Genomic DNA, 25,021 nt, shown 5'->3' on the forward strand with positions numbered 1-25,021 from the left:
GTAATTACAGGTCCGTGTGCACGGAGCGCTCGTCCAGACCCAACCGTTCCTTGAGACCTTCCCAGCCTTTGGGCGTGACCTGAACGGCGCGCGATGCCTTCACGCGCCGCATCCATTCCATCGAACAAAAACGGCTCATCAGGGCAACACCCAACGGCCCCGCAAGATGATGCCGACGCTCCGTCCAGTCGAGACATTGCCGCGCAAGTCCTCGCCGCGTTGCCTTGAGCGCGAGCACGTCCAGCCCCAACTCGCCGAACCATTCGATGCCATCCGGCGTGACTTCAAATTGTTTGTCCTCCGCCGTCACGATCAGCGCGCGCTCCTGCAATGCACGCGTCACAGCCACACCGAGGCTGCCGGCTAGATGGTCGTAACAGCATCGCGCGAACTGCAATTGTTTTGCGGGTTCGTCCCGCGGCATCCGGCGTATCGCGCCCGCGGGCGAAATCGATGCAAGGTTTTCGAGCGCCAGCGCGACGTGCGATCCGGCGAGCCTGTAATAGCGATGCCGTCCTTCCGTTTCCACCGCCACCAATCCGCCTTCGAGCAGCTTGGCAAGATGCGAGCTGGCCGTTTGCGCCGTCACGCCGGCCGCATGTGCAAGTTCGCCGGCTGGAAGCACGCGGCCGTCGGCGAGAGACATCAGCATAGTGGCGCGCGTCGGGTCCGAAATAAGAAACGCCGCCGATGAAACCGCGGGAAAACGAGACATGAAACCCTCCAGATGACCTCGCCATGATAGTCGCGCCGCGCGTCCGGATGCTTCGATACGCACCGAAGCTTCCAAGGCGATCGCAAATTTACACTGGCGTTCCCGTTTTCCCTGGAATGTCCGCCGTGTCCGATCATCAGGCGCTTCAGCGCCGCGTGCTTGCCGCGACCAGCATCAGTTATATCGTCGTGATTCTGGATACATCGATTGTCAATGTTGCGCTGGGAAGCATCGCGAACGCGCTTTCCACCGATACAGAAGGCCTTCAGTGGGTCGTCAACGCGTACACGCTCACGTTCGCGAGCCTGCTTCTTACAGGCGGCGCGCTGGGGGATCGTCTTGGCGCGCGCAACGTCTATTTCGCGGGGCTGGCGTTGTTCACGCTGTCGTCCGCGTTTTGCGGCGCCGCGCCCAGCCTTGCTTCGTTGACGCTCGCGCGGGTCGCGCAAGGCGTTGGCGCGTCGATGCTCGTGCCCTGCTCGCTCATGCTGATCAACCGCGCCTATCCTGATGCCGGCGAACGCAGCCGGGCGATCGGGTTATGGGCAGGCTTCGGCGGCGCGGCAATGGCGGGTGGGCCGCTCGTGGGCGGTATTCTGATCCATGCGTTCGGCTGGCGAAGCATTTTCCTGGCGAACGTTCCAGTCGGTCTGATCGGCGTGTGGCTGACGTCGCGAATAGCGCGCGATAAACACAAACCGGTTACCCGCCATATCGATCTAGCGGGTCAGGCAAGCGCCATTGTTGCGTTATGTTTGCTGATTGCGGTGCTGATAGAAGGCGCGTCTTTGGGATGGCGCTCGCCTTGGATTATTGGTGGCATCACCGCTGGCTCACTATCGGCGTTGGCCTTCATCGCGATAGAAGCAAGGCGAGCTCATCCGATGCTTCCTTTATCATTATTCAGGAATCCGACGTTTTCCAGCGCGGCCTTCATTTCGATGATTTCTGCCATGACCTTCTATGGCCTTCTCTTCACATTAAGCCTTTATTTCCAGCATATTCGCGCATATTCGCCGCTTTTTACGGGCCTCGCATTTTTGCCGTTGACCGCCCTCGTGACTATCGGAAGCATGTCGGCGGCGCGCGTTGTCCGAAGGTTCGGTGTGCGCGGGCCTGTCTGCATCGCACTCGGAATTTATGCAGGGGGCTTTTTGTGCATGTTGGGATCGATGGGTAATTCGCCGTATTGGGTGATCGCGCTTCCCATGCCCGCAATCGGATTCTGCGCCGGCATGATCACGCCGCTGGCCACGACCGCGCTGATGAATACCGTCGATAAAACCCGCGCCGGCATCGCGGCCGGCGTCCTGAATTCGGCACGGCAAACGGGCGCGGCGCTCGGCGTTGCGCTGTTCGGCGCCATGCTTGCCGCAAACCGCCAGTTTGAAAATGGCATGCGGATGGGTTTATGCGTGGCAGCGCTTGCATCCGCATTCGCCGCAGCGGTCTGGTGGCATGCGTCGAGAGGAAATGAAGAACGGGCGCAGCGAATGCAACGGCGCGATTCTTGTTAATGTGACGACTCCGTTCAAGCCAATTCATCGCACATGACCTCGATCACCTTGCGCGCCGCAACCGCAGCCGATTTCAATGCATCGTCCGAAAAGGTCGCCCGCCGTTTGATCGGCGCGATTTTGAGCGTCGATGGCGTCGGTGGCCGGATCGTGGAAACGGAAGCCTATGATCGCGAGGACCCGGCATCGCATAGTTTTTCCGGACCCACGCCGCGCAACGCCGTGATGTTCGGGGCGCCCGCGTACGCCTATGTGTATCGGTCGTATGGGATTCACTGGTGCCTGAACTTCGTGTGCCGGGAAGCCGGACATGGCGCGGGAGTGCTGATTCGCGCAATCGAACCGCTGACCGGACTCGATGCCATGCGGCAACGGCGTGGCGTGGAACCCACGAAACTCCTTTGCTCGGGACCGGGCCGCGTGGCGCAGGCGCTTGGCATCACGCACAAGAACAACGCGATGTCGCTGCTCGAAGCGCCGTTTTACATCGAAATGCCGGACGAAGAATATCCGCTGGTCACGGGACCACGTATTGGAATCACGAAAGCGATGGACGTGCCCTGGCGTTTTGGCCTTGCCGGATCGAAATTCTTCAGCAAACCCTTTCCAAAAGATGCGAAAGACGCAAACGACGCCACAAAGTAAAAGGGCTGCCAAACCTCGGCAGCCCAAATCATTCTTATAGTCGTTTTATAAATAACAGCAGCGAGCCGGCAGTCACCCCGTCAAAAAAACGGTCCTCGGGACTACTGGCGCCGCTCCCGTCAAGCAGCCTGTGCAATCAGGCTTTCTGTGCGCGGCTGTAGCATCGCCGCGTTTTCGAGCACCGTCGGTTCCGGCACTTCATTGGTCGATACCACACTCAACTCCACCAGCGCGGTCTGCTCGCTCGCCTGTCTGGCGGCCGCCGCTTTTTTGGTCTTCCCCGCGCGTGACGGCGGCTGGCAGGCCCCGCACACCACGTTTTCTTGCAAATCATGTTTGTGCGCAATGAACTTTCCAGTGCAGCGGCAGCATTTGGTCAACTGCAGCATGCCTGCATCGAAAAAGCGCACAAGGGTCCAGGCCCGCGTTAAATCGAGTACCGCCTCGACATCGCTATTCCTGCAATGTTCGAGATACAGCCGATACCCCTTGGTCAGTGCATCGAGGTGCGAGCAACCGGCTTCTTTCTTCAGGAACACATACGTGTTGTAGAAAAGCGAAGCATGGATGTTCGCGAGCCACGTCATATACCAGTCCGCCGAGAAAGGCAGCATGCCCTTCGGTGGCGAAACGCCCTTCACTTCGCGATACAACCGGATCATCCGGTCACGCGAGAGTGTCAGTTCACTTTCGAGCACCTGCATCCGCGCCCCGAGTTCGATCAGTGCGATCGCGCGGAAAACTTCTTGTGCATCTTCGGTGAGGCTCTTCTTAAGCATGGCGCGCTCTCGTGCTTAGACGAACTGTTCTGCTGGCTGGCCAGCCAGCAAGATGGCTGCGTGCGTCGGCGCAATATCCGCATGTTTCGCGGGCGCCGTCAGTGCAGTCAGCATGGCGTGATCGTTGAAGCGGAAGAAACACAGCAACTGGTCTGAAGACGCCAGTTTGACGACCTGTGCGAGCGTGAGCCCGGACAGTAGGTCGGCGAGTTCCTTTGACAACCCGAGTCGAAACATCCCGATGGCACGGTCGTCACGCAGCATGCGCTGCGCAAGCATGATGTACGACAAGTTGATTTCTCGAATCGAATCCAGCGTTTCGCGACCGTTCATGATGTTCCTGCGTTCGATATAAACCCCGAGCACCGTGCCGAATTTTTACCGGCTTATCTTTGCCTAGCCAAACGTTTGTTCTGTCGGGCTACATTCAAACTTGTTTCAGCGAGTTACATCTTGTAACAACACTGTGAAACGGATTGTAAGTAGCGTGCATCGGGAAATCAAGCGCATCTCAATAATAATTTTCCGTAAAACAACACTGACGATCGGTACTTATTTCTTAAGTTTGTAACAGGAAAAAGTGACCGGATTTTCGCGTCGTTTTTGCAGCGCTTCTTTTGACAGATAAATTGCTTGTCGATTGATTTTGTTAAGGAAAAAACGCACGACCCATTGAAGCGGTTGACAAGGTTTCACATTTAACAGGTTTATGTTTAGGGAGACTTTGTTACAACTTGCCGCCGAATCTTTGGAAAGCGCTGTCAGGAAAACCCGCATACCGCTTCTGTCGATCGGCTTACAAATCTTTAGTCGGGATTAACGTAAAAAAATTACCGAATCGGCTATGGGCGCACTTGTTACGAGGGGTTTGTAACAAGCCTCGAGCGTTTGGCGTATATGCGTTGTCGTTGAGGCCAAGCTTGATCGGGGCGAATGGCGGGCGCGTGAAGCGCCCGCGCGAATGAAACAATCGGCGATCTCAGCGCTGCGGAACACCTTCGCGCCATTCGCTCCAGTGCGTGGCAATGTCCTGAACCAGAGGATTGCCGGCTCGGTACAGATTTTCGATAGCCGGCGAAAAACCGCCTTGCGCGGCATAGTTCAGGAGGTTATCGGAGGCAGATTGGCCCTCGTACGGCCGGTCGAAATCCGAACCTGCGCGCACGGCGGCCACGCGGTTCAAATCCACCTTATGCGCGCTCGCCGCCCGTTTCAGCGCTTCGTACGTCGCGTTGTCCTCCTGTTGCGTCGTGCAATAGGTGCCTTTGCCATCGGTGAGCAATTTGGTCCAGTCACGGGCGCGCTCACCAATATATTTCCCTGACCACCACGTATCGCCCGCGAGCGTGTCGCACTGGATCACCTTTGGTGGCCGGTTGGCCGGCGCATAGTTGAATTTCGCGCGCGCGGCCTGCGCTTCGGCGCTATCGGATAGAACCACGTTCTTCGATAACGCAAACGCCGCATCGGCGAGCGCCGGGTTCAACTGGAACACTTCGGTCCTGTAATCGAGCGGCGGCTTTTCGCTCGGACTTTTCGTATTGATGCCGAGAAAACCGCTCGGCCAGCTATCCGGCTTTTCGCGGGCATCGAGTTCCCATTGAATGCCGAAGTCGACCAGATACTTGGCCCACGCCGCCGAGCCGACCGTACCCTGGATCGGATCGATGCCGGCAATGCCCGCGATCATGAAATACGTACGGCGTAGATCGAATTTATCGGAGAACGTGAGCGCCATCAGCGACGCCGCCGCGTTCGTGTGCCCCATGCCCGTGGTCATCACGCAGATCTCCTGGCGGTTGCAATGAACGACCGGATAGTCCGGCGAAAGACCCGGCACGCGGATCGTCTTCCAGGGACCGAGCTTGTCGAGCCATACCTGGCCCTCGGGCCCGAACATGGAGACGATCATGACCTTTACGTCCTGCCCTCCGCGATCGTTGCTGCTGCGAAAGTCATCGGAATCCTGCGCAAACGTTGACGCGCACGCGCTGAAGGCGAGCGTTGCGGCGACGGCGGTCAGACTCGATGTGGGAATGCGCACGCGCAGGCGCTTGGAGATGCGGGAGGAAGGCGAGGAAGGCAAGACAGGAAGATTTGATTTCATCTGGGCGGCACCGTAAGTGGAGGTGGAAACACAAGGTGAAACGCGAGGTGAATCGTGGAGGCTAATGATGATTGCAACTGGTGAAAGCACAAAGCGCGTGCCCGGTAAGACTATGTAAGGATCACGCGCTGACCGCATTATAGAAGCGCCGCGCGCGATACAAATTGCGGCAAGTACCAATTTCGCACTACCCTGCAGGGCATCGTCCACGCGCTCAAAGGATCTTCATGCAGGCAACCGCGGCTTCAAGAATGATCGATGCGTTCCATGCGAGCCATGTGGAAGAACGGCAAGAGGTCGAGATGTGGCTGGAAACAAACGGCGATTGCGCCGTCGCGCTCGAAGCGGTGTGGTCGGAAGGTGAGCATCATCGTGGACATGCGCGTGCGGCTATGGAACGGCTGGTTGCGCTGGCCGATCGGCATGGCGTGATGCTGTCGCTCGTGCCGAGGCCGTTGACGCCGAAGGGTCAAGATGTGGATCGCGCCGCGCCCGACGGCGCGGCGCTCGAAGCGTTCTACGAGCGGCTCGGTTTCGAGCGCTCCGGAGGCGAGTTCGAAGGCTCGCCGGTACTCGTACGGGCGCCGCGCTGAGTGGGTTGATCGGCATCGCTGTCGACGGCGGCATCGTTATAAGGATCACGCCCTGCGCTGTCCGTCGGCTGGGTCCGTGCAGGCGCGTTGAGCAACTCGCCGGATTCGTCGGCCTTTGAGCGCGCCTGCGTTTCCTCGCCTTCTGCACCGTTGAAGATCACGAAGTTGCGCTGCGGATTGGCAATTTCGATCCCGGCTTCCGTGAAGCGATCCACAATGCGGCGGTTGAATTCGCGCTGCACGCCCCATCGCGCGGTATCGCGGCATTGGATCTGGCCGGCGAGCGTGACCGTCGAACCATCGACCGCATCGACGCCCCAAAGGCTGAAGTCCGAGAGAATGCCGTCCTTGAAGGCATCGTCCTCACGCAACGACGCGCCGATCTCCTTGAGCGTATCCGACGCCAGCCCGATGTCCTGCCCCAGCGCAATGCTCACGCGAACCGCCGCATTCCCAATGCCGCGATTCGTGTTGTTCACCGTCGATACCGAGCTGAACGGCACGGTGAAAAGCGAGCCGTCGCCGCCGCGCAAACGCACGGTTCGGATCGACAGGTATTCCACTGTTCCTGACACCCCCGCGAGCGTGACGGAATCGCCGACCTGCATGGCGTTCTCCATAAGCAGGAAGATGCCGGTGATCAGGTCCTGCACGAGTTTCTGCGAGCCGAAACCCAGCGCCACGCCGAAGATGCTGGCGCTCGCCAGCAAAGGCCCGGTATTCACGCCGATCTCGCTCAAGCCCGTCATGACGACGACCATCGCGATCACGATAAACAGCGCCGTGCGCATCATGGGCAAAAGGGTTTGCAAACGCGCGGCGCGCAGGCGGTCACCGCTCGCGGTCCATCGTTCGAGCCGCTGCTCGACCAGCACGTTTGCGCCTTCCCATACGACCACGGCGAACAAAGCGGCAACGGCAATGGTGATCAACGCCGACGCCAGCCGATGCCCCACGCCGCCCGCCGAAAACAGCGCAAAGACGTTGAGGCCCCAGACCTGCAGCAGCGTCAGGATCAGGCCGATGACAATCAAGGTCCGCAAGATACGCCGCAGCAGCGGGTAGTATCGATATGCATGCCTGTGGGCGATCGACTTGTTGATCGGATTTTCATCTTCCGTGGCCGCATGAAAGATCCGCCCAAGCGCGCCGAACACCACGATCGCAATGACGCGCGCGGCGACCAGCACGAGCAGCGATACCCCAAAAAGATGGAACAGCGTGCGATAACCGTTGCGCACGTCGAGCGCCCAGACGAACCACAGCGCCATTACAAGGAACACCGCGGCGACCGCCCACATATCCGCAATCCAGTTGCCGAACAACACGAACGCACGGCGTCCGCGCATGCTGTCGCGAATCCATGCCGCGACCGTCGCACGGCATTTCAGTATCACGACGGCGATCAACACATGCACGACCAGCGCGACCGCTTTGATGATCGAATCGTGGGCGACGTCGGTCAGTCCGAGCGGCGCGGCGCCCTCCGCGAGCGCGATGCCAGCGCCCGCAACCGCAACAATCGCGACCAGCCAGCGATGCGTGAACGCGGCGGATTCGTCGCTCATCTGGATCAGGCGCAAACCCGGCGCGCGCGGTGCGAAGAAGAATCCACTCGCGATCACAATGCCGCGGCAGATCAGATAAACGTCGACCAGCGCGCCGACTGAACGGCCCTGAGGCGTGCCTTCATCGATGAAAATGGACATCAGCACGGCCGTCGCGACTGTGAAGATCACCAGCGGCAAGACCGCGAGCAAGCTGTGCAGCACGGCGCTCGGCAGACGCTGCAACAAGGTCCAATGGCGCGCGGCGTGGCGCACGCCGCGGGCGGTATCGACCTTGTGCTCGGCAATCTGGATGGCGACCTCGTTGCCGGATTGCTCCGCGACGACTTCAGCGCGCACGGCAGCACGCTCGTCGCTTTTGAGCTCGGGCTGGGTGTCGTCGACATCGACAATTCCCCGTGCCGCGATCCGCCTACGCAACCCGCGTACGAGCCGCGCGGTCAGGTATTCGAGCAGCAATGCAGGGAAAAGCGATATCAGGATGGCCCAGAACACCTGGCCGACCAGCGCCCGCCCGCTGTCGGTCGCGGTGCGCTGGCGCCACCACTGGATCACGGAACCATAGTCGAGCAGCGCCGTGACCGAGCGGCGCAAGCCGCTGCTGATTTCCACCATCCAGGAGCTGGCCTGATGCGTTATCTGCGATGCAAGTCCGTTGCTGGTCAGCGATTTCGCCAGCACGCCTGCGGCGCCGGATGCGCCTGACGCTCCCGATGCCGCCGACGCGTCGCTCGCGGCAGTTGCGTCGCTTGCCGATGCGGGCGCGGCGAGCGCTCCTGCTGCCGCAACGGCGCGCAGCGTGTCTTCAATCTGGCTGCGCCTGGCGGGATCGTTGAGTACGGCCAGAGCGTTGCGCGCCTGTTCGGGCGTCAATGCAACGGGCGCCGGTTTTACAGCGCTGGACGCCGCACTTGCTGGAAGAGATATCGCGCTGCTCAGGGCAAACGCGAAAAGAAGGGATACCAGGAAGACAATTTTGCGCATAGGCGGGACGAGGAACTCTGTTAGGGATTCCGCAACGGATGCGCTCGGACATCGAGCACGATTGAACCTGCGGTCATCGCAGCACAAGCTGGAATACTTCGTGCATTAAAAGTCTGATCAAAACCACCGGACCTTCGCATGCGAGTCCAGACCCAGCAAACTATCAGGATTTTTACGGCCGCCGCGCTGACAGCGGCCGGATTGGTTTTAGCACTTCTCGCGCCAGGGAAAGCCTTCGCCGCCCGTACGCCGGGCACTGAAAGGGCTTTGAAAACCACGCCGCCGGTGGCTGCGTCGGTTAGCGAACCTGGCAGCATGATGACACTCGATGAAGGCACCACGCAGCTTCCGGCAAGCGGCAATACGCAATTGCCCGATACACCCGATACCCCGCGCCCGCATCACGATCGCCCGCCGGCGCATTTGCCATAAGCGCTGTGCTCAAGCCCGGGCTTCGGTCCGGTCCTCGGTTTTCATTCCCGGCGCACGCGCGATGTCCGGCTCGAAGAACACCCAGCGCGCTTCGGGAAACGCGCGTTGCAGGTCTTCCTCGATCAGGTTGATGGCATCGACCATTGCCCGGCCGCTTTCGTATTCCACCATTTCCGCCTGCACGGCGACCACGATCTGCTTGCCCCATTGCAACGTGATTAGGTTGAGCACGCGTACGATTTCCGGACGCGCGCGCAAATGGGCATCGATCGCGCGACGCACTTCCGGACTCGCCGATTCGCCGACGATCATCGACTTGACCTCCCGCGCCACCAGATACGCGATCACCATCAGCAATACACCCACGCCGATGGAACCCGCGGCATCGTAGACAGGATTGCCGGTGATCATGGTCATCAGCACCGCGCAGAACGCGATCGCCAAACCAGCTAGCGCCGCGACGTCTTCGCCGGTCACGACGATCAATTCGGATTCGCGCGTTTCGCGGAACCATCGCCAGAGCGATTTGCTGCCCGATGTCTTGCGGATCTCCCTCAACGCGCCGGCAAGCGAAAACGCTTCGAGCACGACCGAAATTCCAAGCACGACCAGCGCGACAATCGGATTGGTGACAGGCTCGTTCGCCGAAATCCGGTGGATGCCTTCGTACACGGAAAACGCGCCACCGACAAAAAACAGCAGCAGCGCAACGAGCATCGAATAAAAGTAGATCTCGCGGCCCGAGCCGAGCGGATGCAAAACGTCGGCGGGCGCTTGCGAGCGCTTGAGGCCAAACAGGAGCAGAAGCTGGTTGCCGCAATCGGCGGTCGAGTGAATCGCTTCGGCGAACATGGAGCCGGAGCCCGTGAACGCCGCGGCGCCGAACTTGCAAACGGCAATGCCGAAGTTGGCGGCGAGCGCGTAGAAAATGGCCTTCGGCGATTCTTCTTTCATCGGGCTCCCGGCGAGTGTTCAGACGTTGTGAACGTTGGAAATCAGACCACTTCGACGCGACTTTCGCCGTTAATCATTTCTCCGATCACAGCAGCGTCGTCGAAGCCGTCCGCGCGGAAGATGGCGAGGACTTCGTCAACCGCTTCAGGCGCGCACGATACCAGCAGGCCGCCCGAAGTCTGCGGATCGGTGAGCAGGGTTTGTGCCACATCGTGCAAGGACGACGCGAGCCGGATGTCCTTGCCATAGGCCGTCCAGTTGCGTCCCGACGCGCCCGTGAACACGCCCGCCTTCGCGAATGCCTGGACGCCAGGCAGCCACGGAAAGTCGTCGAAACGAATCCGCGCAGTCAGCTTTGCGCCGCGGCTGAGCTCGAGCGTATGGCCGAGCAGGCCGAAGCCGGTCACGTCGGTGAGCGCGTGGACCGCGTCCAGCGCGGCGAGGTCCGCGCCCGGCCGGTTCAGCTTGGTCGTGGCGGCGATCATCGCGGCGTAACCGGCGGCATCGAGTTGATCCTTTTTTAGCGCCGCCGATAAAACCCCCACGCCCAGCGGCTTGCCGAGGATCAGCACGTCGCCGGCGCGCGCGGCCGCATTGCGCTTCACGCGCTTCGGATGGACCAGCCCGATAGCGGCGAGACCATATATAGGTTCGACCGAATCGATGGAATGGCCGCCCGCGACGGGAATGCCCGCTTCGGCGCAAATGGATTCGCCGCCTTTGAGCACGGCCGCGATCACATCGTGCGGCAAGACGTTGATCGGCATGCCGACGAGCGCGAGCGCCAGGATCGGCTTGCCGCCCATTGCATAGACGTCGGACAGCGCGTTGGTCGCGGCGATCCGGCCGAAATCGTAGGGATCGTCGACGATCGGCATGAAGAAATCGGTCGTGGCGACAATCGCCTGCTCGTCGTTCAGCCGATAAACCGCCGCGTCGTCCGCCGTGTCGTTGCCGACCAGCAGATCGGGAAACACGGCCATGGGCGTACTGCGCTTGAGCAGGTCGGCGAGCAGGCCCGGCGCGATCTTGCAACCGCAGCCGCCGCCATGGGAAAGGCTCGTCAGGCGGGGCGACGGATTGGCGTTCAGCTTGATTTCAGTCATTCGGAAGGTCCGGCAAAGTGGCGTGCGAACGACATTATGGTGCGTGTTGCCGATCGACGGGGAATGCGGTCCAACGCAAAAACCCACCCACTCCGCGTTTACCTTCACTTATAAAAAACATTTTCATATGTGAAAATTGGCGCAGAAATCGGACGGAATGCTTCGTTCGATCAAACCTGACAACGTGAAGGAGCGGATATGGTCAAGCGGGTCGAAGGCAAAAATGTGGTGGTGACGGCGGCTGGAAACGGTATTGGACGGGCCTCGGCGTTGATGCTCGCGGCCGAAGGCGCGAACGTCTGGGCCACCGATATCAACGAAGAAGCGCTTGCCGAACTCGCGCGCGATGCGGGCGAAGGTTCGACCTTGCGCACCGCGCGCCTGAACGTTCTCGACGCCGCCGACATTGCGGCGTTCGCTGCGAAAACCGGACCTATCGACGTGCTGTTCAACTGCGCCGGATTCGTGGCCGACGGCAACATCCTCAAGTGCGACGACAAGGACTGGGATTTCAGCTTCGACCTGAACGTCAAGGCGATGTACCGGACCATCCGCGCGTATCTGCCCGGCATGCTGGAATCCGGCAAAGGCGCGTCGATCATCAATATGGCGTCGGCGGCATCGAGCGTGAAAGGCGTGCCGAACCGCTTTGCATATGGTGCATCGAAGGCGGCCGTGATCGGGCTGACCAAATCCGTCGCCGCTGATTTCGTCGGTCAGGCAATCCGATGCAACGCAATCTGCCCGGGAACCATCGAATCGCCGTCGTTGCGCGGACGCATTGCGACGCAAGCCGCGGCGTCCAACGTGGACGAAGAAAAAGTCCGCGCGGCGTTCGTGGCGCGTCAGCCTATTGGCCGGGTCGGACGTGCGGAAGAAGTCGCGGCGCTCGTCACCTACCTCGCCTCCGACGAATCCGGTTTCACGACCGGCACCATCCACATGATCGACGGCGGCTGGTCGAACTGACCCGCGCTCCCATCAATAACAACTACACATAGAAAGAGACCACCCATGTCGGGATCGATTCCACTCGCCGGGAGCGCGGCAGAAGCCAGCGCGCTCGAAGAAAACGCGTATCGCAAGGCTGTCTGGCGGATCGTGCCCTTGCTGATCGTCTGCTTCATCTTTGCGTACTTCGACCGCGTCAATATCAGCTTCGCCAAGCTCCAGATGCAGGGCGATCTCGGCCTCTCGAACGCGGCGTATGGATTCGGCGCGAGCATCTTCTTCGTGGGTTATTTCATCTTCGAGATTCCGAGCAATCTGATCCTTAGCCGCGTCGGCGCGCGAGTCTGGATTGCGCGCATCATGATCTCGTGGGGCATTGCGTCGGCGGCGATGATGTTCGTCACGTCGGAGACATGGTTCTATGTGCTGCGCTTCGTGATCGGCGCGACCGAAGCCGGGTTTTTGCCCGGCATCATTTTGTACTTCACGTACTGGTTTCCGGCGAAACGCCGCGCGCGGATCAACGCGCTTTTCATGACTTCCATATCGATATCCGGCGTGATCGGCGGCCCGTTGTCGGGCTTCATCATGACGCGCTTCGCGGGCGTCGGCGGACTTGCCGGATGGCAATGGCTGTTCTTGCTCGAAGGCCTGCCGACGGCGCTGCTCGGCCTGCTCGTGCTCGCGATTCTCGATGACCGCATCGGCAACGCCAAGTGGCTCACCGCCGAAGAAAAAGCCGTGCTGCAGGCGAATATCGATCGTGAAGACACAGGCACGTCGCACAGGTTTATCGATGCAATGCGCCAGCCCGGCACCCTTTTGCTCTCGCTGATCTATCTCTTCATGCTGATGGGTTTGTACGGCCTCACGTTCTGGATGCCGCAACTGATCAAGAACACCGGCATTACGAGCCCGATGACCATCGGCTTGCTGACCGCTATTCCTTATGCGGCAGCGGGCATCGGCATGGTTGCGCTCGGCAAGAGTTCGGACCGGCATGGCGAGCGTCGCTGGCATCTCGGGCTCGCGGTGGCCGTGGGCGGAATCGGCTATGCATTGAGCGCGTATTTTGCGCACGACACCACGCTCGCCATGGTCTCGCTCGTGATTGCGTCGGTTGGTGCGATCGGCTGCTTGCCGGTGTTCTGGACCTTGCCGCCGGCGTTTCTGAGCGGCACGGCAGCGGCCGGCGGCATTGCACTGATCAACTCAATCGGCAACCTGGGCGGCATCATCAGTCCGTATCTGGTCGGCAAGGTAGTCGATCTCACCGGCGCCACGTCGGGCGGTCTTTACGCCATTGCGACCGTGCTGATTCTTGCCGCATTGCTGATCCTGTTCGGCTTGCCGGCGCGGATCGCGAACCGGGATCAGGCGCTTTGAAATTTTCTGACTTGCCATGAACACCGTCCTCAAGCCATCGAAAAATGCATCCGCCGATAACGCCGAAAGCCCGCGCTACGCCGCCCCTGCGCTCGAAAAGGGACTCGATATTCTCGACGTTCTCGTCGATACCGCCGACGGCTACACGCTTAACGAACTTTCGATGAAGCTCGGGCGCACGGTCAGCGAAATCTTTCGCATGGTCGTGACGCTCGAGCGGCGCGGTTATGTGCAAGGCGATCACAACGACCGCTACACGCTGACGCTCAAGCTGTTCGAAATGGCGCACCGGCAGCAGCCGATTCGATCGCTGACGGCCATGGCCCTTCCCTTGTTGCGCGATCTTGCAAACGTGACGCGTCAGTCGTGCCACTTATCGATTTATCACAGCGGACGTGTGGCAGTGATCGCGCAAGTCGACAGCCCGGAGCGATGGTCGTTCGGCTTGAAAGTGGGCGCGGTCATGGGCTTGACGGATACATCGTCGGGCCATGTGCTGATGGCGTTTCGCGATCCCGCCGAGCGTGAGCGCATGCTCGCGGCGCATACGCGCGTGGAAGGCGAAAACGATGTCGAGCCGTCCGCGCTGCTTGCATTGCTCGATGAAATCCGCGCCGCCGGACATGAGATCGTGCCGAGCCGGCAAATGCGCGGCGTGACTAATGTCGCGTTTCCCGTGATCGGCAGTAATGGCGATGCGATCGCCGCGGTCAACGTGCCTTACCTTGAACGCATCGATCAAAAGCTCAATCCGGAATTCGACGACGTCTGCAGAATGGTCGGAGAAATGGCATCGCGTTTGTCGGCGCTAATGGGCTTTAGCGGCTACAACCTCGAAGGTGAATGAGCGGCGCTCTTTTTAAGCAAGCACGGGGAAATAAATAAAATAAATCGTCGGCGCTTGGCTTTGATTTAATCGCGTTGACGAAAAAAATTCCCATCCGTATAAGAGTCGCACCAGGCAACCTCCGGTGACGACATCATGAACACGACGAAAATATCCATATGCCTGCCGACGTGCAACCGGCCCGAGTTGCTTGTGGAATCGCTGACGTCGTGTCTTGCGCAAACGCACGAGAACATCGAAATATTGATTGGCGATGATTCCTCGGATCACCGCACGCAAGCTTTGATCGATTCGACTTATCTGCATGAACCGCGCGTGATCTACGTGAGGAATGAACCCGCGCTCGGTCAGGCGGACAACATTGCCAGCCTCTTCGATCGCGCAACGGGCGACAAGATTTTGTTGATCCACGACGACGATGCGCTGAAGACCGATTGCATAGAACGCTTGTTGTCGGCTTGGGATGTTTATCCGGATCTCGAGATTGCGTTCGGCGATCAATATCAGATGGACGACCACGGCGTTGTGGATATCGACGCCAGCAAAAAGCTCAACACGGACTATCACCGCACGGATGCCGTGGTCGGATTGCAAACCGATCCGGGCAGAACCGGCCTCGTTCAAATGATGCCGAATAATGGCTGGCTCGCGAACGCCGATCTGGTCAAGAAAATCAGCTACAGAAAGCAATACGGCATCGGTTGCGAATACGTATTCGGGGCGCAGATTTGCATTGCAGCCAGGCAGGTCTATTACCTCAAGGAATACGTATCGTATTACCGCAAGACAGATGTATCAATGTCAAAGACAACCGCGCGATCAACAACCGCGGCTGCCGTTCTTGCATACGATTTCCTCAAGTCGCTCAAGCTCGACAAGAGCCTTGAACCTGCGCGTGAACTCGCGCTCAAGCGAATTGTGCCGATTGTGGTTTCCGTTTATGCGCGAAACCATCAACCGGCACTGGCGCTTGGCATCGCGCTATCGCATTTATATGCTTACGACTACGGCCTTAACAAACGTCTTTATTTCCATTTGATGCTCGTCCTGAAAGGACTCGCCGCTAATGGAAATCTCAAGAGCAGCACGCAGAACGGCTAAGCGCGCACTAAAACGTTTCTTCCTCGGGATCGGGGCCGCGCGTCGCACCTTGCGGCTTCGATATTTTTACCACGCGTCCTGTCCGCGCCGATTCATAGATCGCGTCCATGATCCGCTGATCCTGCAAACCCTCTTCGCCAGGCGTGTGTGGGGTCTTGTCGTTGATCACGCAAAGCGACATGTGATCGATTTCGCGCGCGAACTGATTGTTTGGATCGATGGTAATTTCCGTGCTCGCCGTCTTGCCTTCCACAAGCATGCCATGACGCATGCGCAAGCCGTTATAGCCGAACGCCGGGTCCATTTCCGCCCAGCCATCCGTTCCCTGCAAACGGAAAAAACGTGACTCGTGACACGCGTAGCTCGCCATGCACGTCGCCGTGAAACCGCTCGGAAAACGCATCAGGAAATGTACCGATTCTTCGACTTCCTTGAAGCGTGGATCGGCAGCGGGTTGCGTGAGCGTGGCCGAGACCTCGAAAGGTTCTTCGCCGCTCAGGAAACGCGCGGCGTTAAGCGCGTATAGACCGATGTCAGGCAACGCGCCGCCGCCTGCAAGCGCCTTGTTCAACCGCCATTGCGATGGATCGCTTTGATTCTGCGAATTGCCGGCCATGAATTCGCGCAACGGACCGAGCTTGTTCTCCTTCGCCATCTTCGCGATCATGCGGTCCATCGGCTCGTACTGGCTTCGGTACGCGATCATCAGCTTCCGATTGTTCTTGCTGCATGCATCGATCATCGCTTGACAATCGGCCACGCTGGTCGCCATCGGCTTTTCGCATAACACGTGCTTGCCGATCTTCGCGGCCCTCAGCGTGAACTCCTTGTGCATGCCATTGGGCAAGACGATATAGACAACGTGAACGCGCGGGTTATCGGCGAGACGCTCGAAGCTCTGGTAATCGTGGACGTCGGTTTCACGCACGCCGTACTGATGCGCGATCTTCATCGCCTTGTCGCGATCGCCCGAGACGAGTGCCGCCACGCGCGAATACTTGCAGTTCGATAACGCCGGCAATATCTGATCGAGCGACAGACGTCCCAAGCCCACGATTGCATATCCGATGCGATCATCGGGCGGCAAATTCGCGTCCGGTGTCTCTTCCTTTTGCTCGGTTTTCGGATCCTGAATCAGCGAAAGCTTGACGGAATTCGCCGCTGCAGCGGGCGCTCCCGCGGCCCATGCCGTGCCGGCCGCGCCCGTTGCGAGCGCCGCTGCGAGGCCCGCGCTGCTGCGCTGAAGGAACGTGCGGCGTCCGGGCTGCGAAGCGGGTTTGTCGTCGGAAGTAAGGTCTGAAAGAGGTTCTTGTGATTCAGGTTGGTCCACGCGGTCCATATGTGCTCCTTGCACGCCAGGCTATCGGTCAGGTCGATGGCAACAAAGCATTTGCCATTCCTCACCTGTCCATGACCTGCGTGCACGCACATAGACGCCTTCGTCACAAGCCGGCGAGCGTATCGCGTTTGAGCTTCTTTGCGAGTGACCACTTATGTACTTCTGTTGGACCATCGTAAATACGAAACGCACGGATCTCGCGAAACACTTGCTCAACAATCGTATCCCGCGATACACCCGTGCCGCCCATGACCTGCACGCAGCGATCCGCGACACGGAACAGCGCGTCGGCAACGGCGACTTTCGCCATCGAACTTTCCGATGTCCCGAGCGATCCGCCGTCGAGCACCGCCGCGCACCAGTCGATCATTAGTTCTGCCTGCTGCAGGTCGATCGCGTTCTCGGCCAGCATGAAACCAACGCCTTCATGGTCGATCAGCAACTTGCCGAACGCGCGCCGCGTACATGCATATTTCGTGGCGATTTCGTGCGCGCGTGTGGTCGCGCCATGCCAGCGCATGCAATGCGACAGGCGCGCAGGCGACAGCCGGACCTGCGCGTATTTGAACCCTTCGTGTACCTCGCCCAACACCTGATCGACCGGCACGCGCAGACCCTCTATGCGCACGACCGCGTGACCACCCGGCATGGAACTGTCGATTGTGTCGAGGATTCGTTCAAGACGGATGGCCGGATTCGGCAGGTCGACGAGAAACATGGTCGCCTTCACCTTGTCGCCATCTTCGTGTGCGTTGCTGCGCGCCATGACGATGCCGACCGACGCCCCTTCCGCCCCCGTGATGAACGCCTTCGTTCCATCGATCACCCAATGATCGCCATCGCGCCGCGCCGAGGTCTTGAGCATCGACGGGTCGGAGCCTGCGCCACCGTCTGCTGCCGGCTCGGTCATGAAAAATGCCGAGCGCGCATCGCCCGCGACCAGTGGCGCAAGAAAGCGCGCCTTCTGTGCTTCCGTTCCTATCTTGCCGATCAGCAGCATGTTGCCTTCGTCCGGCGCTGCCGTATTGACGGCAACCGGACCGAGCGGCGACAAGCCTGAACACTTCAAGACCGTTGCCGTTTCAAGCTGCGTGAGATGACTTCCGTCGGCGAGGATATGCGGCGTCAGCACGCCCGCCGTCCTGGCCTTGCCTCGCAGTTCGCGCACGAGTTCTTCACTCGGTCCGTGGCTGCCGCAACGCGGATCCCGTTCGTAAGGGACGACGACTGTTCGCACAAACGCCTCTACACGCGCTGCAATTTCCTTGGCGCGTTCCGTTTGTACAACGTCCATGCTGCTCATGATTTTTTCCTTTTCCAATGCCTGGTGATCCGGGACCGCATAACGTGGGCTGGCTCAATGATGCCCCATTGCCCCGCGTTTGAACCATAGCGACAAGCACGGTGCCGGCAAACGTATGACTGATTCCGCGGTCTCGGACGTTCGATACCCCACGTCGAAATTCGCCATTTTCGCGGAGCCGATCGCCAAAACGAACCGAAAGGAAAATCCGGTAATTCATTCATTAAATGTCGATGCTACGCTGCGAATACGGTAAATTCCGGACCACGGGAGACAGCAGTGCATGCGCCGATATCCAGTTCGGGCGGGTCGTTACCCGCGCTGACGAGCATCCGTTTTATCGCGGCAATTACTGTCGTGATCTCGCATTACTCCGAACTCGGCTTGCTCGATCTGCCGACGCAAATCTTCAATTTCATCGATGGCGGCCGCCCCGCAGTGTCGCTGTTTTTTGTGCTGTCGGGATTCATCCTGACGTTCACTTATCGCGATCAGCTCGCCGCAAAAGGCAACGCAGCGTTTTATCAGGCGCGTTTCGCACGCATCTATCCGGTGGTCTTGCTGGGTCTTGCCTTATGCGTGCCGACGACCATTTATTTGCTCAATGGCGACAACCCGTCCTTGCTGCTGCAGTGGTATGCGCTCAAAAGCTCCGTGTATCTCGCATTGGGCGCGAGCCTGATTTGCCAGTTGCTGCTCTTGAACGCGTGGTTCCCGTTTGCCGCGATCAACCAGCCATGGAACGGTCCGTCAGACAGCGTGTCATGTGAAGCCTTCTTCTATCTGCTGTTTCCGCTCATGCTGCGCAAGATGCTATCCACGACCATGACGCGGCTGACCTTGGCTTGCATTACGTTCTTAGTGCTGCAAGGACTATTAATCCTCTTTCTGCAAAACTTCCTGCCTGCATCGCGAAGTGGTTTCCTGATCGTCGGACTTCCGCTCACGCGCCTGTTCGAATTCGTCGCGGGAATCTATTCCGCCATCCTCTTTCTGCAACTGCGCGAAGCCCGCGCGGACCGGCATGCGTTAGCGCTCAAATTGATCAGCGGGTCGTTGGCCGCGCTGGTCGTGCTTGCGTTGTGGCAACCGTTTTCTCCGGTGTTTTATCTGGCGTCCCCGCTATTCGCCGCGTTGATACTCGGACTCGCGCTCATGGAGCGTCCGGTGATCAACGTTCTCAATCGACGCGTGATGATCAAGCTAGGCGAAGCAAGCTATTCGCTGTACCTGATTCATGTGCCGATTGCATATCTTGCTTATCTGGCAGGCTTCCGGCAATCGAACGGCTGGCTGGTGATCGTGTTCGCCGTCGCTGCCAGCGTGGTGATCTTCAGGTTCTATGAAGAGCCCTTAAGAAAGCGCTTTCGCGCACGATTCGCCCGGGCTTCGTTAGCCGAAGACATCATCGACAATCAGGCGGGCGCAATGCCGCAACGCTAGTCCTGACTCGCGGAACTCCTCCCTTCCATCTCTATCCGACGAATTCGATCGCACCAGTGCATGGCGCAGACGCGCATGCGCGGCGTATAGTTAGCCCTCGGTTTGCTCATCGTTCAAGCTGGCTGGCCCGGCTTGAGCAGCTCACGCCTTCGATTCAATCGTCCATGGAGAGATGCAATGACGTCCGTCTTATTCAGGAACGGCTCGCTGCTGGACCCGACACAAGCTGAGCTTCTCAGCGGCCACGAAGTACTCGTGGAAGACGGGCTGATCAAGGAAGTCTCCGACCAACCCATCATATCGAGTAGCGCCCGCGTGATTGACCTGAAGGGCCGCACGCTGATGCCCGGGTTGATCGACTTGCATGTTCATGTCATTGCCGTGGAATTCAACCTGCCACGCGTGGCGACACTGCCCAACGTGCTCGTCACGCTGCGCGCGGTGCCGCTGATGCGCGCGACGCTACGGCGTGGTTTCACGACCATTCGCGACGCTGGCGGCGCAGGATATCCCTTTAAACAAGCGGTCGAAGCAGGACTTGCCGAAGGCCCGCGCATGTTCGTGTCCGGACGTGCGCTGAGCCAGACCGGTGGTCACAGCGACATGCGCGCGCGCACCGACTACATGCCGCCCGATGCACCCTGCGGCTGTTGCGTGCGTGTCGGCGCGCTTGGCCGCGTGGCGGACGGCGTGGATGAAGTGCGGCGTGCCGTGCGCGAAGAACTGCAGATGGGCGCGGACCAGATCAAGATCATGGCATCGGGCGGAGTCGCGTCACCGACCGATCCCGTTGGCGCGTGGGGCTATTCCGAGGACGAAATCCGCGCGATCGTCGCCGAAGCACGCGGCCGGCAAACCTACGTGCTCGCGCACGCTTACACGCCCGAAGCCATTTCACGCGCGGTGCGTTGCGGCGTACGAACCATCGAGCACGGCAATCTTATCGATGAATCCACCGCGCGGCTCATCGTAGAACATGACGCGTTCGTGGTGCCGACGCTCGTAACGTACGAAGCGCTGGCAAGCGTCGGCGGCAAATATGGCTTGCCCGAAGCCAGCCTCGCGAAAGTTGCGGACGTGCATCAGGCCGGCCTGCGATCGCTTGAAATCATGAAACGTGCAGGCGTGAAGATGGGATTCGGCACTGACCTGCTCGGTGAAGCACAGCACATGCAAAGCGATGAGTTCCGGCTGCGCGCCGAGGTGCTCTCGCCTGCGGAAGCCATCGCCTCCGCCACGCTGGTCGGCGCCGAAGTGCTCGGCATGACCGACAAACTCGGCCGCATCATGCCAGGCGCATTCGCGGACGTACTCGTGGTCGACGGCAATCCGCTGAAGTCCGTCGACTGCCTGCTGGGTCAGGGCGAACACATTCCGTTCGTGATGAAAGGCGGCCATGTCCATTTCGATGAACTCGAACGTGCCTGATCCAAGAGTCTAAGCAGCACCGCAAACACACGATAACCGCAACTCCTGCCAGCGAGGCGTGCAAGCATGTCGACGATTTCCGCCCGTATCGAGCGTATGCCGTTTTCCTCGTTTCATAGAAAGCTGCTTTTGATGGGTGGACTCGGCTACACGTTCGACGCAATGGACGCCGCTGTTCTCGCCTTCCTTCTCCCAGTGTTGCGCAAGGAGTGGGCGCTCACCAGCGTACAGACCGGCGTGCTCGGCAGCGGTACGTTCATCGGGTATTTTCTCGGCGCGATGCTGGCGGGCATTCTTGGCGACCTGATCGGCCGCAAGCGCGTGATGATGTATGCGCTCGTGATCTATTGCGTCGCGTCGCTTGCGAGCGCCGTCGCGCACGACTGGACGTTCTTCCTCGCGACGCGGATTGTCGCGGGGCTCGGCACGGGCGCGGAAAGCGCGATCGTGGCACCGTTCCTTTCCGAGTTTGTGGCGCGGCGTTATCGCGGGGCGTTCACGGGCAGCCTCGCAGGATTTTTCTCGTTCGGTTTCGTGGCGGCTGCGCTGCTCGGTTATCTCGTGATTCCGCTTTCGCCCAACGCATGGCGCTGGGTCATGGTGATCACGGCAATGCCGATCGTGATGTTGCTCTGGTGGCGGCGAGCATTGCCCGAGTCGCCGCGCTGGCTGGTCGCGCGCGGCCGGCACGATGAAGCCGAAGCGATCGTGGCAAGAGCCGAGGCCGAACTGATGGCGGCGGGCGTCAAGCTGGAGCCGCTGCCGGAAACCGACCCAGCCGCTGATTCCGTCGTGCCAGTCGCGACACAACGCGCGTCCGCGCTGGCGAACGTAAAGGCCTTATGGTCGCGAAAACTCGCACGCATCACGGCGATGACCTGGCTGATGTGGCTCTCCATCACCTTCAGCTACTACGCTTTCTTCACATGGATTCCCAGTTTGCTCGTGCAGAACGGCATGACGATCACCCGCAGTTTTTCGTATTCGCTCGTGATTTATATCGCGCAGATTCCGGGCTATTTTTCAGGCGCGTACCTCAATGAAAAAATCGGCCGACAGGCGACCATTGCATCGTATATGGTCCTTGGCGGCATCTCCGCGCTCGGCCTTGCACTCACGCGTAGCGACGCCGGCATCATGGCGTCCGGCGTGTTGTTGTCGTTCTTCATGAACGGTACCTATGCCGGCGTCTATGCGTACACGCCTGAAGTATTTCCAACGGACGTACGCGCGACAGGCGCGGGCATGGCTTCATCCATCGGGCGGCTAGGCGCAATCGCGGCGCCAATCCTTGTTGGTTATGTTTATCCCATACTCGGATTTGGCGGCGTGTTCGGTGCGACAACGTTCGTGCTGGTGATCGGCGCGCTGGCAGTCGTGCTAATGGGCGTGCCAACGCGCGGGCGCTCGCTCGAAGACATCGCGGCCACGCAATTGCGCAGTTAGACCCTAGCTTTAGATGGATGAACTCGCGCCGCCATCCTGCGACTCATAGGATGGCCGCAAGCACGATTCCACTTAGCATTGGCGTCTAAGCGAATCGTCTTTCAAAGGAATCACTCATGGCTCTCGTGCTAGGGCGGACGGAACTGATCCGTTCCAAAAATTTCATCGATGGACAATGGCTTGCCTCCTCGAGCGGTGACCGATTCGCCGTCACCAATCCGGCGACCGGCGAACTGATAACAGAGGTCGCGGACAGCGGCCCCGACGATGCACGCGCAGCCACCGACGCCGCCGCGCGCGCACTGCCCGCGTGGCGCGACCTGTTGCCGAAAGAACGCGCCGCGATCCTTCACAAATGGAACGCGCTGATCCTCGCGCATCAGGACGACCTGGGCGCGCTCATCTCGCTCGAGCAAGGCAAGCCGCTCGCCGAAGGCCGCGGCGAAGTGGCGTATGGCGCGTCCTACGTTGCATGGTTCGCCGACGAAGCCACGCGCATCTACGGCGACATCATTCCGCAGCAGCAACGCGGCAAGCGCATGACGGCGGTGAAAGAGCCCATCGGCATTGTTGCCGCGATCACGCCATGGAACTTTCCGCTTGCGATGATCGCCCGCAAGATCGCGCCGGCCTTGGCTGCGGGATGCACCGTCGTCGCCAAACCTGCAGAGGACACGCCGCTGACCGCGCTCGCGCTGGTTCTGCTTGCGTTTGAGGCAGGCGTCCCGCCGGGCGTGCTGAACCTGATCACTGCATCACGCGAGAAAGCGGTGCCGGCGGTCGCCGACTGGCTCGACGATCCACGCGTGCGCAAGATCACCTTCACCGGTTCCACGCCCGTCGGAAAATATCTCGCGCGCGAATCTGCGAACACGCTGAAGAAACTGTCGCTCGAGCTTGGCGGCAACGCGCCGTTCATCGTCTTCGATGACGCCGATCTCGACGCCGCCGTGACCGGCCTGCTCGTCGCGAAATTTCGCAATGGCGGACAGACATGCGTGTGTCCGAATCGCGTGTACGTGCAATCGGGCGTCTATGCGAAGTTCGCGGATCTGCTGAGTCAGCGCGTCGGGCAACTCAAGGTCGCGCCCGCTTCCGATCCCGCCGCGCAGATCGGCCCCATGATCAATTCACGCGCACTCGACAAGATCGCGCGGCATGTCGACGATGCAAAATCCCACGGCGCGAGCATCCTTGCGGGCGGCAAACGTCTGCCCGAACTCGGTCCCAATTATTTTGCGCCGACGGTGATATCGGACGCGACTTCCGACATGTTGCTGTGCTCCGAGGAAACCTTCGGTCCGGTTGTCCCGCTGTTTCGTTTCGATGACGAAGCCGAAGCAATCAAAGCCGCCAACGACACACCGTTCGGGCTGGCATCGTATTTTTATAGCCAGGACGTCAAGCGTATCGACCGCGTTGCGCGGGCTTTGGAAGCCGGCATTGTAGGCGTCAACGAAGGCGCGCTTGCCAGCGAAGCGGCGCCGTTTGGCGGCGTGAAGGAATCAGGTTATGGTCGAGAGGGCTCGAAATACGGCCTGGACGATTACCTCTCGATCAAGTACGTGTGTCAGGGTGGATTAGACTAGCGGATCAATTTCCTTTAGCTAGATTCTTATGAAACTCACCGACTTTAAGGCACTGACATTCGACTGCTACGGCACGCTTATCGACTGGGAAAGCGGAATCATGAATGGCTTGCAACCGCTGATAGAGCGTGCTGGCCATCCGCTTACACGCGACGTGGTGCTCGAAGCCCACGCACGCCATGAGTCATCGCAACAACTTTATACGCCGGCGATGCGCTATCGCGATCTGCTGCCTATCGTCTACAAGCGGATTGCCGAAGAATGGAACGTGCCGGTCACGCGCGAAGAATGCGTGACGTATGGACAGTCGGTTCAACACTGGCCCGCGTTCGAGGATTCCGCGGAGTCGCTGCAATACCTGAAGCAGCATTTCAAGCTGGTGATCCTGTCCAATATCGATAACGAGAGTTTTGCCTATAGCAACGCCAAGCTCAAAGTGGCGTTCGACGCCGTGCTTACCGCCGAGGACATTGGTTCGTACAAACCGTCGCCGCGCAACTTCGAGTACATGCTGGATAAGTTAGGCGGCATGGGCATTGAGAAGAATACGATTCTGCATACGGCCGAGAGCCTGTTTCATGACCACAAGCCGGCGAATGCGTTTGGATTGGCATCGTGCTGGATTTATCGGCGGCATGCGCAGCAGGGCTTCGGCGCAACGATGAATCCGGGCGAGCAGCCGCGCATCGATTTCAAGTTCACGAGCATGGCCGAGCTTAGCAAGGCGCATCGGGAAGCGTTGGCGAAAGGTTGATCGACTGACAAACGGGCCGCTGCCGCGCAAACGG

General features: G+C 59.7%; 22 protein-coding genes. 13 read left to right on the forward strand and 9 right to left on the reverse strand.

What is annotated here, in order from left to right; all coding sequences use genetic code 11:
• Positions 1-4: 4 nt before the first annotated feature.
• Positions 5-715 (reverse strand): ArsR/SmtB family transcription factor, encoded by a 711-nt coding sequence (locus ASG35_RS21665; RefSeq protein WP_056363724.1) that lies wholly within the window; start codon positions 713-715, stop codon positions 5-7.
• Positions 716-831: 116 nt separating this feature from the next.
• On the opposite strand from ASG35_RS21665, the gene ASG35_RS21670 reads away from it, so the two are divergent.
• Positions 832-2,232 carry an MFS transporter gene (locus tag ASG35_RS21670; protein ID WP_056362500.1) on the forward strand — a complete coding sequence of 467 codons (1,401 nt, stop codon included), beginning with the start codon at positions 832-834 and terminating at the stop codon, positions 2,230-2,232.
• A gap of 33 nt (positions 2,233-2,265) precedes the next feature.
• Positions 2,266-2,877: a DNA-3-methyladenine glycosylase gene (locus tag ASG35_RS21675; RefSeq protein ID WP_056362501.1), complete on the forward strand. Its 612-nt coding sequence runs from the start codon at positions 2,266-2,268 to the stop codon at positions 2,875-2,877.
• Positions 2,878-2,996: 119 nt separating this feature from the next.
• Here the strand turns inward: ASG35_RS21675 and flhC are convergent, their stop codons facing one another.
• The 3 genes from flhC to ASG35_RS21690 form a co-directional block, all read right to left on the reverse strand.
• Positions 2,997-3,656 carry a flagellar transcriptional regulator FlhC gene (gene flhC, locus ASG35_RS21680; protein ID WP_056362504.1) on the reverse strand — a complete coding sequence of 220 codons (660 nt, stop codon included), beginning with the start codon at positions 3,654-3,656 and terminating at the stop codon, positions 2,997-2,999.
• Between the two features lie 15 nt (positions 3,657-3,671).
• Positions 3,672-3,989 (reverse strand): flagellar transcriptional regulator FlhD, encoded by a 318-nt coding sequence (gene flhD / locus ASG35_RS21685; RefSeq protein WP_056362507.1) that lies wholly within the window; start codon positions 3,987-3,989, stop codon positions 3,672-3,674.
• A 646-nt stretch (positions 3,990-4,635) separates the two neighbouring features.
• Positions 4,636-5,763, reverse strand: coding sequence for a purine-nucleoside phosphorylase (locus ASG35_RS21690; protein ID WP_082508543.1), 1,128 nt, complete (start codon positions 5,761-5,763; stop codon positions 4,636-4,638).
• Positions 5,764-5,990: 227 nt separating this feature from the next.
• On the opposite strand from ASG35_RS21690, the gene ASG35_RS21695 reads away from it, so the two are divergent.
• A complete protein-coding gene (locus ASG35_RS21695; protein WP_156393312.1) occupies positions 5,991-6,356 on the forward strand; it encodes a hypothetical protein in 366 nt (121 codons plus the stop codon).
• Here ASG35_RS21695 and ASG35_RS21700 read toward each other — a convergent pair.
• Positions 6,281-8,908 carry a mechanosensitive ion channel domain-containing protein gene (locus ASG35_RS21700; RefSeq protein WP_056362513.1) on the reverse strand — a complete coding sequence of 876 codons (2,628 nt, stop codon included), beginning with the start codon at positions 8,906-8,908 and terminating at the stop codon, positions 6,281-6,283. The two genes, ASG35_RS21695 and ASG35_RS21700, sit on opposite strands and share 76 nt — an antisense overlap.
• Before the next feature lie 138 nt (positions 8,909-9,046).
• On the opposite strand from ASG35_RS21700, the gene ASG35_RS31615 reads away from it, so the two are divergent.
• Entirely contained in the window at positions 9,047-9,340 is a 294-nt protein-coding gene (locus ASG35_RS31615) for a hypothetical protein (RefSeq protein WP_156393313.1), read from the forward strand.
• Between the two features lie 9 nt (positions 9,341-9,349).
• Here ASG35_RS31615 and ASG35_RS21705 read toward each other — a convergent pair whose 3' ends face one another.
• Both ASG35_RS21705 and selD read right to left on the reverse strand, forming a co-directional pair.
• Positions 9,350-10,294, reverse strand: a complete 945-nt coding sequence (locus tag ASG35_RS21705) for a cation diffusion facilitator family transporter (RefSeq protein WP_056362516.1) — start codon at positions 10,292-10,294, stop codon at positions 9,350-9,352.
• A gap of 41 nt (positions 10,295-10,335) precedes the next feature.
• A complete protein-coding gene (gene selD / locus ASG35_RS21710) occupies positions 10,336-11,400 on the reverse strand; it encodes a selenide, water dikinase SelD (RefSeq protein ID WP_056362519.1) in 1,065 nt (354 codons plus the stop codon).
• 198 nt (positions 11,401-11,598) lie between these two features.
• On the opposite strand from selD, the gene ASG35_RS21715 reads away from it, so the two are divergent.
• From ASG35_RS21715 to ASG35_RS21730, 4 genes are all read left to right on the forward strand, one after another.
• Positions 11,599-12,369 carry an SDR family oxidoreductase gene (locus tag ASG35_RS21715; protein WP_056362522.1) on the forward strand — a complete coding sequence of 257 codons (771 nt, stop codon included), beginning with the start codon at positions 11,599-11,601 and terminating at the stop codon, positions 12,367-12,369.
• A gap of 45 nt (positions 12,370-12,414) precedes the next feature.
• Complete coding sequence (locus ASG35_RS21720; protein ID WP_056362525.1) at positions 12,415-13,737, forward strand: MFS transporter; 1,323 nt, start codon at positions 12,415-12,417, stop codon at positions 13,735-13,737.
• A gap of 16 nt (positions 13,738-13,753) precedes the next feature.
• Positions 13,754-14,584 carry an IclR family transcriptional regulator gene (locus ASG35_RS21725; protein ID WP_056362528.1) on the forward strand — a complete coding sequence of 277 codons (831 nt, stop codon included), beginning with the start codon at positions 13,754-13,756 and terminating at the stop codon, positions 14,582-14,584.
• 135 nt (positions 14,585-14,719) lie between these two features.
• Positions 14,720-15,685 carry a glycosyltransferase family 2 protein gene (locus ASG35_RS21730; protein WP_056362531.1) on the forward strand — a complete coding sequence of 322 codons (966 nt, stop codon included), beginning with the start codon at positions 14,720-14,722 and terminating at the stop codon, positions 15,683-15,685.
• A gap of 7 nt (positions 15,686-15,692) precedes the next feature.
• On the opposite strand, the gene ASG35_RS21735 is transcribed toward ASG35_RS21730, so the two are convergent.
• Together ASG35_RS21735 and ASG35_RS21740 are read right to left on the reverse strand one after the other, a co-directional pair.
• Positions 15,693-17,024: a Gfo/Idh/MocA family protein gene (locus tag ASG35_RS21735; protein WP_056362534.1), complete on the reverse strand. Its 1,332-nt coding sequence runs from the start codon at positions 17,022-17,024 to the stop codon at positions 15,693-15,695.
• 103 nt (positions 17,025-17,127) lie between these two features.
• The gene (locus ASG35_RS21740; protein ID WP_056363728.1) at positions 17,128-18,318 is read right to left on the reverse strand and encodes an acyl-CoA dehydrogenase family protein; all 1,191 of its coding nucleotides are present in this window, start codon (positions 18,316-18,318) and stop codon (positions 17,128-17,130) included.
• A gap of 288 nt (positions 18,319-18,606) precedes the next feature.
• On the opposite strand from ASG35_RS21740, the gene ASG35_RS21745 reads away from it, so the two are divergent.
• The 5 genes from ASG35_RS21745 to ASG35_RS21765 all read left to right on the forward strand — a co-directional run bounded on the left by ASG35_RS21745 (position 18,607) and on the right by ASG35_RS21765 (position 24,987).
• Positions 18,607-19,770 carry an acyltransferase family protein gene (locus ASG35_RS21745; protein WP_056362537.1) on the forward strand — a complete coding sequence of 388 codons (1,164 nt, stop codon included), beginning with the start codon at positions 18,607-18,609 and terminating at the stop codon, positions 19,768-19,770.
• A 177-nt stretch (positions 19,771-19,947) separates the two neighbouring features.
• Positions 19,948-21,198 (forward strand): metal-dependent hydrolase family protein, encoded by a 1,251-nt coding sequence (locus tag ASG35_RS21750; protein ID WP_056362540.1) that lies wholly within the window; start codon positions 19,948-19,950, stop codon positions 21,196-21,198.
• A gap of 66 nt (positions 21,199-21,264) precedes the next feature.
• Entirely contained in the window at positions 21,265-22,644 is a 1,380-nt protein-coding gene (locus tag ASG35_RS21755; RefSeq protein ID WP_056362543.1) for an MFS transporter, read from the forward strand.
• 116 nt (positions 22,645-22,760) lie between these two features.
• Positions 22,761-24,233, forward strand: coding sequence for an NAD-dependent succinate-semialdehyde dehydrogenase (locus ASG35_RS21760; RefSeq protein WP_056362547.1), 1,473 nt, complete (start codon positions 22,761-22,763; stop codon positions 24,231-24,233).
• Positions 24,234-24,261: 28 nt separating this feature from the next.
• Positions 24,262-24,987 (forward strand): haloacid dehalogenase type II, encoded by a 726-nt coding sequence (locus ASG35_RS21765; RefSeq protein ID WP_056362551.1) that lies wholly within the window; start codon positions 24,262-24,264, stop codon positions 24,985-24,987.
• Positions 24,988-25,021: the final 34 nt, after the last annotated feature.

The sequence above is a fragment of the Burkholderia sp. Leaf177 genome (genome assembly GCF_001424345.1).
Taxonomy (GTDB): domain Bacteria; phylum Pseudomonadota; class Gammaproteobacteria; order Burkholderiales; family Burkholderiaceae; genus Caballeronia.